The 15919-nt window shown below is 40.1% G+C and carries 12 protein-coding genes and 1 tRNA gene; 10 read left to right on the top strand and 3 right to left on the bottom strand.

Going from position 1 to position 15919, the window contains the following annotated elements; all coding sequences use genetic code 11:
* The first annotated feature begins 56 nt into the window (after positions 1 to 56).
* Positions 57 to 572, top strand: coding sequence for a GTP-binding protein (locus D2V08_RS02935; protein ID WP_119606615.1), 516 nt, complete (start codon positions 57 to 59; stop codon positions 570 to 572).
* Here the strand turns inward: D2V08_RS02935 and era are convergent.
* Together era and D2V08_RS02925 are read right to left on the bottom strand one after the other, a co-directional pair.
* Complete coding sequence (gene era / locus D2V08_RS02930; protein WP_119606661.1) at positions 569 to 1450, bottom strand: GTPase Era; 882 nt, start codon at positions 1448 to 1450, stop codon at positions 569 to 571. The two genes, D2V08_RS02935 and era, sit on opposite strands and share 4 nt — an antisense overlap.
* Positions 1440 to 2804 carry an alanine/glycine:cation symporter family protein gene (locus D2V08_RS02925; RefSeq protein ID WP_119606614.1) on the bottom strand — a complete coding sequence of 455 codons (1365 nt, stop codon included), beginning with the start codon at positions 2802 to 2804 and terminating at the stop codon, positions 1440 to 1442. Before D2V08_RS02925 ends, era begins: the two co-directional genes overlap by 11 nt.
* Before the next feature lie 113 nt (positions 2805 to 2917).
* Between D2V08_RS02925 and D2V08_RS02920 the strand changes: the two genes are divergently transcribed.
* The 9 genes from D2V08_RS02920 to D2V08_RS02875 all read left to right on the top strand — a co-directional run bounded on the left by D2V08_RS02920 (position 2918) and on the right by D2V08_RS02875 (position 15723).
* Positions 2918 to 2990, top strand: a tRNA-Met gene (locus D2V08_RS02920).
* 672 nt (positions 2991 to 3662) lie between these two features.
* A complete protein-coding gene (locus tag D2V08_RS02915) occupies positions 3663 to 4505 on the top strand; it encodes a DUF4412 domain-containing protein (RefSeq protein ID WP_119606613.1) in 843 nt (280 codons plus the stop codon).
* A gap of 486 nt (positions 4506 to 4991) precedes the next feature.
* Positions 4992 to 6512: a helix-turn-helix domain-containing protein gene (locus D2V08_RS02910; RefSeq protein ID WP_119606612.1), complete on the top strand. Its 1521-nt coding sequence runs from the start codon at positions 4992 to 4994 to the stop codon at positions 6510 to 6512.
* A gap of 74 nt (positions 6513 to 6586) precedes the next feature.
* A complete protein-coding gene (locus D2V08_RS02905) occupies positions 6587 to 7072 on the top strand; it encodes a helix-turn-helix domain-containing protein (protein ID WP_119606611.1) in 486 nt (161 codons plus the stop codon).
* A gap of 370 nt (positions 7073 to 7442) precedes the next feature.
* A complete protein-coding gene (locus D2V08_RS02900) occupies positions 7443 to 10685 on the top strand; it encodes a SusC/RagA family TonB-linked outer membrane protein (RefSeq protein WP_119606610.1) in 3243 nt (1080 codons plus the stop codon).
* Positions 10686 to 10715: 30 nt separating this feature from the next.
* The gene (locus D2V08_RS02895; protein WP_119606609.1) at positions 10716 to 12431 is read left to right on the top strand and encodes a SusD/RagB family nutrient-binding outer membrane lipoprotein; all 1716 of its coding nucleotides are present in this window, start codon (positions 10716 to 10718) and stop codon (positions 12429 to 12431) included.
* Positions 12432 to 12454: 23 nt separating this feature from the next.
* Positions 12455 to 13252, top strand: a complete 798-nt coding sequence (locus D2V08_RS02890) for a hypothetical protein (RefSeq protein WP_119606608.1) — start codon at positions 12455 to 12457, stop codon at positions 13250 to 13252.
* Between the two features lie 327 nt (positions 13253 to 13579).
* The gene (locus tag D2V08_RS02880) at positions 13580 to 14797 is read left to right on the top strand and encodes an MFS transporter (protein ID WP_245980474.1); all 1218 of its coding nucleotides are present in this window, start codon (positions 13580 to 13582) and stop codon (positions 14795 to 14797) included.
* A gap of 95 nt (positions 14798 to 14892) precedes the next feature.
* A complete protein-coding gene (locus tag D2V08_RS02875; RefSeq protein WP_245980473.1) occupies positions 14893 to 15723 on the top strand; it encodes a glycoside hydrolase family 16 protein in 831 nt (276 codons plus the stop codon).
* A gap of 11 nt (positions 15724 to 15734) precedes the next feature.
* Here D2V08_RS02875 and D2V08_RS02870 read toward each other — a convergent pair whose 3' ends face one another.
* Positions 15735 to 15917, bottom strand: a complete 183-nt coding sequence (locus D2V08_RS02870; RefSeq protein WP_119606604.1) for a CPXCG motif-containing cysteine-rich protein — start codon at positions 15915 to 15917, stop codon at positions 15735 to 15737.
* Positions 15918 to 15919 lie beyond the last annotated feature (2 nt).

Here is a 15919-nt window from a genome sequence, read left to right as displayed (position 1 = left end):
AATACCATTTATTATGAAGAAAAAATGATACCTTTTTCAATCATTTTCAAATGATTATGAGCGACTTGACCAATGAGATAGTTTTACGGCCCCGTTTTCGTGTCTCCCTAAGAACCAATTTGGAGAAGTTAGAAGCCATTTTTGATACCGCTACGGCCAATTCTTTTGTCATCAAAAGGCTGGATGAACACATCTTTATAAAATTTAAAAAGGCCGAAATAACCTTTTGGTCCCCTCAACTTCACTTGGAACTTTCGTCCTACGAGGAAGGTATAAGTAACATTCGTGGTGTCTTTGGACCCAACCCTACCCTATGGACATTTTTTATGTTTCTGCATTTTGGCGTGGGCACCTTATTTATTATTATGGGCATTTTTGCGTATTCCAATTACTCTTTGGGCAAGGATATAACCCTATGGTCAGTTGGGATGTTCTTTTTGGTCGTGATTTGGTTTGCTCTATATGCCTTTGGCCGTTTGGGAAGAGCTAAAGGAAAAGGTCAAATGGAACAATTAAAACAGTTTGTTAGGGATTCCATTGCTCCTTTTGAACGAATTAACGACGAATCTTAGCCGTTGTACCCGAAACGCCTGAGCTGTTGGGAATTGCTGCGCCAGTTCTTGTTCACTTTTACATACAGTTCGATGTGAACCTGCTTCGCAAAGAATTTTTCGAGGTCTTTACGGGCTTCAACCCCTACTTTTTTAATGGCACTACCCTTGTGGCCAATAATAATACCTTTTTGGGTATCGCGCTCCACCATAATTACGGAACGAATGCGGATAATGTCCTCATCCTCCAAAAACTCTTCGGTCTCCACCTCAACGGAATAAGGAATTTCCTTTTTATAGTATAGCAAGATTTTTTCACGAATGGTCTCGTTCACAAAAAAGCGTTCTGGCTTGTCCGTAATTTGATCTTTTGGATAAAATGGAGGTGCTTCGGGCAAGAGTTCCAAAATACGGTTGAACACCTCGGTAACATTAAAGTTTTCCAAAGCGGATATGGGATGGATTTCTGCATTGGGCAGTTGTTCTTGCCAATATTGCATTTGTTCTTCCAACTTCTGCTGGTCGGATGTGTCAATTTTATTGAGAAGCAACAGAACGGGGATCTTGCTGTTCTGTATTTTTTTGAAGAACGATTCGTCCTTAAGTGCCTTCTCTCCTATTTCCACCATATACAACAGCACATCGGCATCTTCAAAGGCAGATTTCACAAAATCCATCATGGAACTTTGCAGTTCGTAGGCTGGCTTTATTATTCCTGGGGTGTCGGAGAGAATCATTTGGAAATCATCTCCATTCACGATGCCCAAAATACGGTGACGGGTGGTCTGTGCCTTGGAGGTGATGATGGACAATTTTTCGCCCACAAAGGCATTCATCAATGTAGATTTACCCACATTGGGATTACCAATAATATTTACAAATCCTGCTTTATGCGCCACCTTTCTTTCTTTTTTCAAAATATTGTTTGGATGCTGCGTTCACCTTTGGTGAAAGGTACAACACAGCAATCATATTGGGTATCACCATCAATGCATATGATAGATCTATCAGATTTTTTACCAATTTTAAAGATGCTATTGCGGCAAAAACTATCATGATGATAAAAAATACATTGTACCATTTTCCGATTTTGGCATTGGTCAAAAATGACAAGCTCTTTACACCGTAATACGAATAGGTGAACAATGTTGACAATGCAAATGCGGCAACAATCACCATCAGCAGTACATCTCCGATGCCGTAAAGGGTTGTTTCAAAAGCGGACATCGTCATAGTGATTCCGCTACCATCCTCAAGGTAAGCACCACTCAAAATAATTACTACTGCGGTAAAGGTACATACTAAAATCGTATCGATGAATGGACCCAACATCGCTACCAATCCTTCTTTGGCGGGCTCATTGTTTCGGGATTGCCCGTGGTACATGGGTGCACTACCCAAACCCGCCTCATTGGAGAACATAGCTCTCCGAACCCCAACAATTACCAAGCCCCAGAATCCCCCTGTAACCATGGTGTCGAAGTTCCAGGCTTCGACCAATATCATTTTTAACGCTGGCCAAACTTCCCCAGCGTGACTTGTCATTACAAAAATGACCGCCAACAGATAAATCCCCACCATAAAAGGAACAATGGCAGATGCTACTTTTGCAATCTTGGAAAGTCCCCCAAAAATTACAATGGATGTGATAATGGCTAGAAAAAATCCTATTCCGAGTTTCCAGTTGTATTCGCTGGTTGCCCAAAGTGTCTTGTGTGGCTCCACCACACCCATAAATGCTTCGGTAAACTGGTTGGCGGTAAATACTCCTAAAAATCCGAACAATCCACAAATACTAAAAAAAATGGCCATGGGCTTTGCCCATTTCCCCATTCCTTTGGTAATATAGAACATGGGGCCTCCCTGCATATGACCTTCTGAATCGGTTCCACGGTACATAATAGCCAAACTACCTGAATAATATTTGATGCCCATCCCCAAAAGTGCAGTCATCCAAATCCAAAACACCACGCCTGGTCCTCCATCATGAATGGCAATGGCCACACCCGATATATTTCCCAGTCCAACTGTAGCAGCTACGGCTGCAGAAAGCGCCTGAAACGAGCTTACATCTCCCTTTGCATTTTTATCATCATATTTTCCGGAAACCACCGCAATGGCATGTCCAAAATGGCGAAAGGGCGCAAATTTGGAATAAAAAGCCAAAAACAGTCCTCCCCCTATAAGCAGGATGAACATGGGCCACTCGGTATATGGCAAAAGAGAGGATATAAAATCGTTGATTGCGTCCATAAGGTAAAAAGGCCGAATTTATGGATTTTGGGCGGGATTGGCGCTAGTGGAAAAGGAATATTAATTTTAGTTTGGAAAAGATGTAAAAAGGGTTGTATATTTGCCGTCCACATCGCGGGGTAGAGCAGTAGGTAGCTCGTCGGGCTCATAACCCGAAGGTCGCTGGTTCGAGTCCAGTCCCCGCTACTAAGAAAGCCATCAGCCTAGGTTGATGGCTTTTTCTTTTGGCGGAAACCTTACCTCAAAAAAGTCAGTTTTTATTTTTATAGGGATCCAAAGATTAAAACGAGCCTTAAAAATACTTGAAAACTCAAGAGCCAAGGTTAATTAGATTGCTTATTCTGTTAACTTCAACACTCCTTCATATTTTATAAAGTGTTTCAAGGAAGTTTACAATAAAATGCTTTTGAAATTTAGTCAATCCATTCATAATCAATAATAAACCATTGTTACATTTCTCCCATCAATCGTTACATTTTTGGTATCACTAATGGGTTTTGGTGCTTAATATTGTATTGTATCTCTGCATGAAAAATTAGTAATGCTTCGAGTAGCCTCTAATCTTACCAAACAAGTACAGTTTTAAACCGTTAACCATGCAATTTTTTTAAGAGTGCATAATATCAGTTTGATTTATGGTGTCTCTTCATATTCTTGAAATTTCGTACAGGGTCACGGTTAATCAAAATATCACCAATAGTACTTACTAGAACCTAACTACTTAAAGCTGGGAGCATGTATTTAGACACCAGTTTGTTTAAAGCAAATTAAAAGTAAAAAAGTTGAACATACTCTCTTGACTCATTAACACATAAATAAGATTAGTGGTTGGGAGAATAAAACTAAAACCTCAAAACAATGAACACTAAGAAAATTATTTATTCGACCTTAATCGTATTATTCATTTCACAAGGGTCGAACGCACAATTTTTTAAGAAATTAAAGAAAAAAGTTTCGGACAGAGTTGAACAAACGGTTACAGACAAAGTTGCAGACAAAGCTGCCAGCAAAGCAAGTAAGGCAATGGACAAAATGCTGGATCCTGAATTCAACAAAAACAGTCCGGTACCAATAGGTGGAGAGGCTGGAAACATGGATGACGTTGCTGATGAATACCAATTTGAGTGGGTGTATAAAATGAAAATCGATGCTGCAAGAGCCAAAAGCGATATGGACATATCATATTACCTAAAAAAAGATGCTCCTTATTGGGGAGCTAAAATGAACCAGGGTATGGAGATGTTCATAATCTATGATATGTCCAAGCTCTTAACTGTCATTTTTATGGAGAACGATGGAAATAAATTTGCTTCGGTCACCAAAATTCCGGAGGACATAGATGTTGAAGAAATGAACGAGGATATGGATATTTCCAATTATACCATGACAGAAATACCAGGAAAAACGGTACTGGGCTATGACTGTAAGGGCTATGTCATGGAAAATGACAAGTACAAGTTTACCCTGTACAATACTTTTGATTCCGAAGTAAGCTTTAGCGATATCTACGGTAAAAGCAATCAAATGCCCAAGGATTTCCAAGTAGATTGGTTAAAAGAGGGGGATAATGAAGGCTTGGTAATGGAGATGATCATGGAAGACAAAGAAGATGGCAAAAACAATATGACCATGACCTGCGTACAATTGGAAGAAATTGAGCAAACCATTAAAAAAGCTGATTACTCCACTTTTGGAAATTAATAGATACAAATTATTAGATGTACAAAAGCCTAATGGATATAAAAAATCTAGCTTTGTTTCTATTGCTAATGCCAATGATCTAATTGGACCATTGACTCTGGGGAGGCAGCAACAGGAATGATGCAACCGAAACTTATCGGTTCCATTGACGAAAAAGGAAATCAAGAAAGTATTTAAGAACAAAGAAGGTAAGATCTACCCCAAGGAGATTGAGTGTTCTTTCATATAAGAGGATTGACACACCCTTTTTTTGGATTTGGTTAACAACTCAAAAAGCTAATCAACACCAAAAGAATTATGTTGCCATGCAATCGCAAAAAGCCAAGAGGACTTTCTTGTTTTTTAACACATTCTTTGAAAATACTTGTTATCCCTTGCTTTCCAAGGGTAAACTTTTATCGGGGCTTACCTACTTTAATAGTTTGTTAACGTTTTTAACAGTTTATTTTCATAAATTGTTGAGGCCTAATTCATCATCAATCAAAAATGAGACAATCTACCAAATATATTGTCTTAATGTTCCTATGGCTAAACTCCATGTTAGCCTTCGGCATTACCTTGAGTAGTGGGTATGCCGGCATACCCACACCCACAGCTGAAACTTTTAAAGATTCCCTGGATTGGGCAGATTACTACTTCAACATTCATAGATTCAAGGAAGCTGTTCCCCTTTATAAAAAGAACTTGGAGGTTTCCAATAAGGGACAGGAAACTCACATCTTAAAAAAGTTGGCTCTTTGTGAAGCCGCTTTAGACCACCCGAAAGAGTCCATTGCCTACATTTACGATTATTTTAATATTGAATTTAAGCCAACCTTTCTGCTTCACGAAGATTTTGATGGTATTAGGGACGAACAAAGTTTTGCGAAATTATCTGGAACAGTATTGCCAAAATTCACGGTATGGTCTACATTCTATTTTTTCGTTTCACTCATTGGTTTTTACGTAACATTCGTATTATTTATAAATAAAAAGATTGACAAACAGGCTAGAATTCTGATAGCCACATTTGTATTTATCCACTCCTTGTTCATTTTAAATATTTGTGTCAATCAAACCAATTACGTATTTGAATTTCCCCATACTTATCTGATGTCAACCTGGTCATCTTTATTATATGGCCCATTACTTTTTCTTTATTTTAAAAGAGTTTCTAAGTCAACCGACCTCAACAAAAAAGACCTTTGGCACTTATTACCCACTGTCGCATTGACCACCTATCTCTTTTTAACAGTTTATGGTTTTTCAGGCTCTTACAAAGTAACCCAAATGCTACAGCGGCTGGAAGAGGGTTTAAACCCAGGTGATTCCACTAAATTATTGCTGCTTGTAGTTTTAAAAGCTATTTCGCTTGGCGTTTATGCATTATTTGTGCATTGGATTCAAACCAAAAACAAAGAGGGATTGAGTAAAAAAACTAGGATTTGGCAAAAAAACATCTATATGATCCATGTAAGCTACGTGGCAATCTATGTGATTTATGGAGGGTTAATTATTGCTGGGATAAACAGTGGTACATTTTACCATGCCCCGATTGTTTTAATGAGTGCAATGGTACTATATGTAGGCTATGCTGCCAATGTTCAACCCGATGTTTTCAGTGGACTCTACTCCTATACAAACCGTTTATTCCCAAAGTATGTTAAGTCAGGACTAACGGACAGTTTATCCAATGAACTCAAGCAAAACCTCAGCGACCTTTTTCAAAATGAGAAATTGTATCGTAATAACGATATAAATCTGGACATGGTAGCCAATAAACTTGACACCACCCGTCACAATGCTTCGCAACTCATTAACGAACACTTCAACATGAGCTTTAGAGAGTTTGTGAATTCCCATCGTATTCAAGAAGCCAAAGAACTTCTTGAAAAAGAAAATGAGCTCAATATTATTGACATTGCTTATGAAGTTGGGTACAACAACAAAGTTTCTTTCAACAAAGCCTTCAAAAAAGACACCCAACTTACCCCCAGTGAATACATCAACAACCTAAACCAAGGGTAAATTCTTATCGGGAACACCTTAAAACAGGGGTTTTATAAGTAACTAGTAGTCATCAATCAAAAATCATCAATCATATGAAACGGCTACTAAAGCAACTCGTTTTTAAGTACATTGGGCAGGAGCACCAGACTACTGACCCCTCAAACAGTCATGAAAAGTACAAGAAGTCTGGATTAACGGAAGAAGAAGCCTTGGCGATTCAAAGTAAAATCAAAAAAGCTTTTGAAGAGGACAAGATCTACAGGAACAATACCATTTGTCTCGACATTCTTTCCGGACATATTAAAGAAAATCGGTACAAAGTTTCACAAGTAATCAATACCTATCTCTCCAAAAACTTTTATTCCTTTTTAAACGAATACAGAATAAAGGAAGCAAAAAAACTGCTGGTTTCAAACCCAACATTAAGTGTAAAGGCCATTATGTATGAAGTAGGTTTCAACAGCAAAAACAGTTTTTATAGCGCATTTAAGAAAATTACCGGGCTAAGCCCCAACGACTATAGAGCTGCCGCAAACATCAGATTCGTTGGGCAACAGCAGGAAATACAAATGGCGTAGCACACCCATTAAATCGCTTAAAGCTATTCACAAAAAGCCTCTTGAAATTCAAGAGGTTTTTTTATGCCACATTATCAAAAGATTATAAAATTAATTCTGAGGTGTTAAAAAGGGTACTTCCCCATGGGCATCCATGTTTTTAAGGTTCTTGCCGTTTAAAAAGTACCTGTTCTACAGCTCATATAGGTTGATTTGTTATGCAATTGTAAAGGTAGGGCGGTGAGAGGCTCTACTTCTTAAAAAGACAAAATCCATTGAGTTTTGTTCACTTCCCAGAAGTATTATTTGAATTAGCTATCATTTTCCTAGCGCCGTCCACCTTTCTCAGTTGCCCTAACTCATTTCAAATTACTAACAAAACTTTATTCGTATGAAAGTAAAGAAACTGTTTGGAGCATTGTTGGCCATGTGTCTATCGATAGCATTTGCCCATGCTCAAGAAAAAACGGTTACCGGAACGGTTACCGACCAAGAAGGGGTACCCTTGCCCGGTGTAAACATTATTGTTAAGGGTACCGTAAAGGGTACGCAATCCGATTTTGACGGTAACTATGCCCTTGAAGCCAGTGTAGGAGATGTTCTTGTATTTTCCTATTTGGGTCAAAGAACGCAAGAAAGAAGTATTGGCGCCGGGAGCACCATTGATGTACAAATGGAAGAAGATGCATCCCAACTGGAGGAGGTAGTAGTAACTGCCCAGGGTATTGTTCGGGAAAAACGGTCTTTGGGATACTCCGTGACCACTGTTGACTCCGAAAAGGTTGAATCCAGACCTGAAGCTGATGTAGCCCGTGTTTTGAACGGAAAGGTTGCAGGGGTTAATATCACCTCCAACAACGGAATGTCCGGTTCGGGTACCAATATTATTATTCGTGGGTACTCTTCAGCCACACAATCCAACCAACCTTTATTTATTGTGGATGGTATTCCTTTTGATTCTGGAACAAACACTCAGAGCAACTTTTTGGATGGAAATACAGAGTCAAGCCGATTTTTGGACCTAGACCCCAACAATATCGAAAGTGTAAGTGTACTTAAAGGATTAAGTGCAACCGTATTGTACGGTAACCGCGGTAGAAACGGGGTAATCCTTATTACTACAAAAGGGGCAGCAACTGGTGATGCTCCATCAAAAACCGAGGTTTCCGTTACACAGTCTGTATTCATGTCGAATGCTGTACTTCCAAAGTTCCAAGACAACTATGGAGGTGGATTCCACCAAGGGTTTGGATATTTCTTTAGTAACTGGGGGCCACGTTTTGACCGAACTGATGATGATGGTGTAGCTAGTGCAGGACAATTTATTCGCACTGGTCCCAACGGTGTTGCCATTCTACAACACCCATTCAACTATATCGCAGACCCAACATTGATTGCTGGTTACGAGGATTTCCTAGATGATGAGTACCCTTATAAACCTTATAACGGTGTTGAAGAGTTCTTTAGAACAGGATATGTATACAGCACATCTGTTAATGTTCGTGGAGGCTCGGAAAAAGTAAACTTCAATGCAAACTATGGCCGTACAGAGGACATAGGGGTTACTCCAGGTAATAAATTGTTGCGTAACAACTTTAGTTTAGGGGGCAATGCCGCCTTATCCAACAATTTTACCGTATCAGGAGTGTTCAACTTTGCAAGAACTGGGTATAAATCCCCTCCAAATGCAGTAAGTACTGGTAGTGGGGCCGCTTTTAATGGTTCTGCAATATTCGGTGACGTACTATATACCCCGAGGAGTGTAGATTTAACCAATATCCCTTTCCAAGCGGCAGACGGAAGGAGCCTTTACTATCGTTCAGGAAACGACATCCAAAACCCTTATTGGACAGTAGCCAATTCAAAAACGTCTCAGGAAACGGATCGTTTTACAGGAAACGTTTCCATGAGCTATGCCATTAACGATTGGATGAACCTTACCTACCGTGTAGGTTTAGATACTTATACTGAGTTAAACTCTTATGGACAGAATAGAGGTGGTGTTGATGGACCAACCTTAGGTATTCTAAGAACAACCTCGGTAAGGAATTCCATTTGGAACCACGACCTTCTCCTGAGTGCAGAAAAAAGTCTTTCAGAAGATTTAAATCTTACTGCAACTTTTGGTGCCAATAGTCGAAGGGACACCTATGCACAAGATGGTATAGAAAGTCAAGGCCAATTGGTTTTTGGAGTGTTGGAACACTATAACTTTACAACTCCATCTTCCGTTAACTCTTTCTCCGGATCCAATTTAAACCAGAATTTTGAAGAAAACCTGGTTGGTGTTTATTTGGATGCCACACTATCCTATAAAGATTTACTTTATTTAAACGTCGTTGGAAGAAACGACTGGTCCTCAACCTTGGAAAGGGAAAACAATTCCTTGTTCTATCCTGGAGCCAGCCTTTCGTTTATCCCAACAACAGCGTTTCCTGCATTACAAGGAAATGTACTGAACTATGCCAAACTTAGATTGGGTTATGGATCCTCCGCAGGCTTCCCTACTCCATTCAACACAAGGGACGTACTTTCATTAGGTGCTAGAACCTTTGTAGATGCCAATGGCAACGTAGTTTCCGGAAATACCGTTTCCGATGTACTGGGTAACAGAGACTTGTCACCAGAAAGAGTACAAGAGTTGGAAATTGGTTTGGACACTAGATTGTTCAACAGGCTCAATTTTAATGTGAGTTTATACCAAAAATCCACTACAGACCTTATCACCAATCGTACTTTGGATAGCTCAACAGGCTTCCGTTCCACTTTTGTGAATATTGGTGAAGTAGAGACCAAAGGGCTCGAAGTAGATTACGATCTTAACCTTTTAAGAGAAAGTGAAGCTGGAATAGGTTTTAACCTTGCCGGTAACTTTACAGCGAGTGAAACTACTGTAACAGACTTGGCAGAAGGAACCAACAATATTCTTTTAACTTTTGCAGTTTCAGGTGAAGCAGCCAACTATGCCGTAGAAGGGCGACCATTTGGTGTATTGTTGGGAAGTACAATTCAAAGAGATGAAAATGGAAACAAAGTAGTAGGTAGCAACGGGCGCTATTTAGTGGACAACAATATCACTGAAATTGGGGATCCAAATCCCGATTGGACCACTGCTCTTATTCCAACAATAACCTTTAAGAACTTCACACTTTCGGCCAATCTACAGTATCGTCATGGCGGCGATGTTTACTCGGTAACCACAGCAGGTTTAATTGGTCGCGGTGTTGTTGATGCAGATGATCCCATCCATAGGGAATCCAATTATGTTCTACCAGGAGTTTTTGCCGATGGCAGCCCTAACAATGTAGCCATCACTGCCACTGAGTTTGGGTTTAACACCTTTTTTGCCGGCGGAATAAACGAAGTAAATATTTTTGACGGTACTACCATCAGGTTGCAAGAAGCTTCCTTAGGATATTCTATTCCAAAGAAAATGTTGGATAAAACACCTTTTGGTAGTTTATCTCTAACACTTTCCGGCTCCAATCTATGGTACAAAGCGGTAAACTTCCCTGATGATGTTCGCTACGACACCAACTCTTCAAGTACAGGTGTTGGTAACGGGCAGGGAATCGATTTCTTTACCGGACCATCAACAAGAAGATATGGTCTTACTGTAAGAGCATCATTTTAATAGCAGCTAACTAGAATCAAAAAATATATTATGAAAAAAATATCAAATATACTCAGTCTTGTAATCGCTGCACTGACAGTTATGCTGGGCTGTGAGACCACTTCCTTGGATGTGGTGGAGAGTCCGAATGCATTAAACCCTTCGCAGGCGAGTGTTGATTTCTTTTTAAATCAAATACAACTCATGACCGCGCAAATCCATTCCGGTGAAGAAGGCCGTAACGAAAATGGCCTTAGCCAATTCGGCATGGAACCTGTAAGAATGCAGCATGGTTTTGGCCCAACCTATCGTGAGAACTATGATCCAGATAATTTTGATAGGGTTTGGGACAATGTTTATGCAAGAGCATTAATCGATATTAGAACTATGAACCCTCTAGCGGAAGAAGCTGGCCAGTTTACCCATGTTGCCATTGGGCAAATTCTGGAAGCCTATATCATGATGTCCATGGTAGATTTCTTTGGAGATGTACCTTATTCTGAAGCTGTTTCAGGTGGTGAAGGAATTTTGAATCCCGCCGTGGATTCGGGAGCGTCCATATACCAAGCAGCAGATCAGCTTTTGGTAGATGCCCTTGCGAACCTCGGCAAAGATGAAACATCATTGCCTTCCGATGACCTATTCTACAATGGGAACGAAAGTAAATGGAGAAAAGTTGCCAATACTATGCGTTTAAAACTTTACTTGCAAACACGCTTGGCCAGTGCGGAAGGTTTTGGGGCATCGGTTTCTACTTCTCGCATCAACGAGTTGATCAGTGGAAACCAATTAATTTTGGATTCTTCCGATGATTTCTTCTTCCAGTGGGGCACCAACAATGCCTCACCAGATAGTAGACATCCCTATTTTGATGCCAACTATGATGGTGCCGGACCAAGTTCGGATTTTTACACCTCCAATTATTACATGAATTTGATGGCCAATCAGTATGGTGAACCTGACCCAAGAATACGGTACTACTTTTACCGACAACAAGAGGATTTTTCAGGTGCCGATGTGATTACCAAAGAATGTGTTACAGAAATATCGTTACCAGCTTGGTGGGACCCAACAGAGCCCTATTGTTTAGTGCCCTCAACCAATGGTTTAAGCGGGTATTGGGGAAGAAACCATTTAGATGATGATGGTATTCCACCAGATGACGCCTTCAGAACATTACATGGCACATATCCTGTTGGGGGACCTTTCGATGATAATTCATATAGAAATGTATCCGGTTCCGGAGCTGTAAGCGAAGGATTGGCAGGAGCAGGTATATCACCCATCCTAATGTCATCCTACACTTATTTCATGTTGGCGGAAGCATCATTGACATTGAACACAACTGGTAATGCCAGAGACTATCTAGAAACAGGAATCAGACAATCCATTGGTACAGTGGTCGATTTTGGTGCATCCCTGGCCAGTGGCTCAGGTTTCGAGCCTAGCACTGCTGACATAGATGCACATGTTGCCGAAATTTTAGCTAGCTATGATGCTGGAGACGATACAGATAAACTTCGCATTATTGTCGAGCAATACTTTATAGCTTTGTGGTGCAACGGAATAGAAGCTTACAACACCTACAGAAGAACTGGTCAACCAGATAATCTAACACCTGCATTTACTACTCCAGATCCAGGAACTTTCCTAAGATCTATGTGGTATTCACAAACCGCAGCGGACAGCAACACGAACATTACACAGAAAAGCGCTCCGAGTACTCCGGTTTTCTGGGACACTAACCCTGAAGGATTCGTTGATTGATTTCTAACTATAAAACAATACAGATGAAAAGTAACTTTAAATATATATTCGGTCTTGTTCTCCTGATCCTGGGAATTGCAGCATGCGAGGACAACGACAAAAACCCGCTCAATGTCTTCGAATTGGAGGATTCAGCTGCTCCGTATGTAAGAATCGTACTGGATGAGACCATTGTGGCCAAAGGTGACCTTGCCTCTTCAAGCCTTTCAGGAACTGTTGATGACGCAAGCGACAATGTTGCCTCTTGGGAGTTGAGCGTGACTTTGGAATCAGGAGGGGTCTCTACCGACACTATATCCTTAACCACAATAACACAGTTCCCAAGTGATATTTCAATACCATATACGGACATAGCAAGTGCTTTGGGCATAACGGTAGATGACATCTCTGGAGGTGATTTTATCCGATTCTTAGGAAAATCCACTGGAGTTGATGGCACTGTAACAACTGCAGAAAACTACAGCTCCACAGTAACTGGGCAACCAGAACAATTACAAGCCTTTAACTTCATTGTACTGGTCAAATGTTCTCCAATTTCTGGAACCACCGTACCAGGAACATGGGTAATTGAAATGCAAGATCTCTTTGGTGATGGATGGGACGGTGCCTTTGTCACTTTCGAAATTGATGGTGTGGCGACCGACTATACTTTTACCGGTGGTGATGCAGCAACATTCAATGTTGATGTACCGGACGGAAGTGAGTTGGTTATTTCGTATACTAGTGGTGCGTTTGAAGAAGAACATGTTTACACCATTGAAACTCCGGATGGCGAAGTGTTAGGACCTTTTGGGCCTAACCCGTCTCCCTGTATCAATTGATTTTTATATATTGTTCAATAAGAAAGGCCCGTTCCAATTGGAACGGGCCTTTCGCTTTATATTAAAAATAGTTCTTGTAAATCGGCATCGGTACTTGTTGTTGAGGATTTCCGAAAAAAACACAGTTTTGGCGTAGTTTAGGGTATGTAAAAAGTAATCTTCAAAACAGCCTTGAACCCAAAATATCTTTTCAAAAGTATTTGTTTCATTTTTTGAATGTATTTGAATTAGTCCAATCCTCAAGGCTGTTTTTTTATTCTTCCATGACAATTCAAAATATAATTTAGCGAATATCCTTGCACCTCTTTCATTTCTTAGGACTTACCTTTGCATCTTAAGAAAACAGACTTGGACAGCACTTCTCGATCAACCAATAAAAAAGCCCTTTTATCACTTGCGATAGGAGGCTTTGGCATAGGACTTACAGAGTTTGTAATCATGGGGATTCTTCCCAATATTGCGGACTCCATGGAAATTTCCATACCTAAAGCCGGCCATTTTATCGCCATTTATGCCTTAGGTGTTGTAATAGGTGCTCCCATAATGGCACGCATCACAAATAACCTAAACCCCAAAAGAACCTTGTTGTTCTTAATGTTATGGTTTACAGTCTTTAATACGCTATCTGCTTTTTCCGGCAACTATTGGGTAATGATGATGTTCCGTTTTTTATCCGGCATGCCACATGGCGCATTTTTTGGTATTGGCGCGGTGGTTTCTGGATATTTGGCTAAACCGGGCAAGGCTGCCCAAGCCATGGCCATTATGTTTTCCGGATTGACCGTTGCCAATATTTTAGGGGTTCCATTGGGCACTTATATTGGACAAGAGTGGCATTGGGGCTATTCGTTTGTACTTGTTGGTATTGCTGGCGTAGCTACATTGTCCAGTCTTTATTTTTGGATGCCCAAAGAGAATCTTGAAGAAATTGATGACCTAGAAGCTAAGAGTAGTTCTCCTGTTCTAAAAAACAAGAAATTATGGGCTTTGATAGCTTTGACCACCATAGGTAGTGGCGGTTTTTTTGCCTGGTACAGCTACATTGCCCCATTGGTTATTTCGGTAACAAAACTACCCGAAGCCAACGTTGGGTATGTTATGATAGTCGCTGGTCTTGGAATGTTCTTTGGTAATTTTTTGGGAGCAAGAATGGTTGAAATCTTCAATCCTGTAAAATCAGTGGTCATAAGCCTGCTTTCTATGACAACTGTGCTAATATTAAATTCCATTTTTGCAAGCAATAGTGTTGCCATATTTGTGCTCAGCTTTATTGTTGGCGTTATCACCTTTTCTATTACTGCACCAATCCAAATAGCTATTATTAAAGCTGCCAAAGGTGCCGAGAAATTAGGCTCTTCCATGAATCAAAGCGCATTTAACATGGGTAATGCCTCGGGCGCCTACTTTGGTGGGTTACCTATGGTCTTTGGTCTTGGGGTTAACTATGCCAGTATAGTAGGTGGTATTCTAGCTTGTATAGGCGCAGGCATTGGAATTACAATTTTATATTCACAAAAAGTACGGGAAAAGAAAGCATTCCAATAACTGCTGAACAGTTTTGCTTCCATGGTTTACTTAACATAAATTCTACTAAAATCATTTTGGTATATTAGTTTTGATAAATGATTAAAATTTAGCTGTTGAGAACTTTCATCTTATTTTTCGTTTTTATTGGGTTGATAAGCCAAGATAAAGCTGTCTTTAACAACCATGATCAGGATACCGAGTATAGGACATTGGTCTTTGCCGATGAATTTGAATACGAGGGTAGACCCAATAACCAAAAATGGCATCACCAAATAATTCCCCCCAATAATGGTAGCTGGTATAATGATGAACTACAACACTATACGGATAGTGAGGAAAATTCATATACAAATAATGGTACGCTAAAAATCAGGGCCATTAAGGAAAAGTACTCTTATCATGGTAGTACAAAAGAATATACCTCGGCAAGGCTGAATTCCAAATTTATCTTTACCTACGGACGCGTAGAGGTTCGCGCAAAATTGCCTAGCACCGCAGGAACTTGGCCAGCAATTTGGACCATGGGTGCCAATGTAAACGAAACGGGCAACTATTTTGGAGATCAATATGGTGAAGTAGGTTGGCCACTCTCCGGAGAAATAGACATTATGGAACAAACTGGATGGGACAAAAACAAAACGATATCCCATTTCCATTGGGGCGACCTAAAAACTAAAGAGTATAGGAACACTGGAGGAGAAGCAACTGTTCCCAATGCATCTAACGAATATCACATTTACGCTATGGAATGGGATAGCGAAAGTATAAAGACCTATGTTGACGATACTTTGGTTTTTGATTTACAAAATACAAAGGACAAACCATACAATCACGGACACTATTTAATTCTGAACATTGCCATAGGTGGAAATCTGGGTGGAGAGTTGCCCGAAACTTTTACCGAAGATATCTTTGAAATTGATTATGTAAGAATTTATCAATAGAGGATGAGGTTCTATTGCCCTAGTTCCTTAACATCAAAATAAGCAAGTTCCTGATTATTAAATTTGGCAGTTGCTTCAATGGGATTGCAGCACACCTCGCAATCTTCTACATAGGTCTGTTGAGATACAGAGACATCCAATAAGAAGGAGATTTCTTCCCAACAGTACGGACATTGAAAAAAATGCTCGTACATAG

The sequence above is a fragment of the Flagellimonas lutimaris genome, assembly GCF_003581615.1.
In the GTDB taxonomy this organism is placed as follows: Bacteria; Bacteroidota; Bacteroidia; order Flavobacteriales; family Flavobacteriaceae; genus Flagellimonas; species Flagellimonas lutimaris.
The sequence above is the reverse complement of the archived record's forward strand: the minus strand, read 5'-3'. Positions and strand labels throughout refer to the sequence as shown.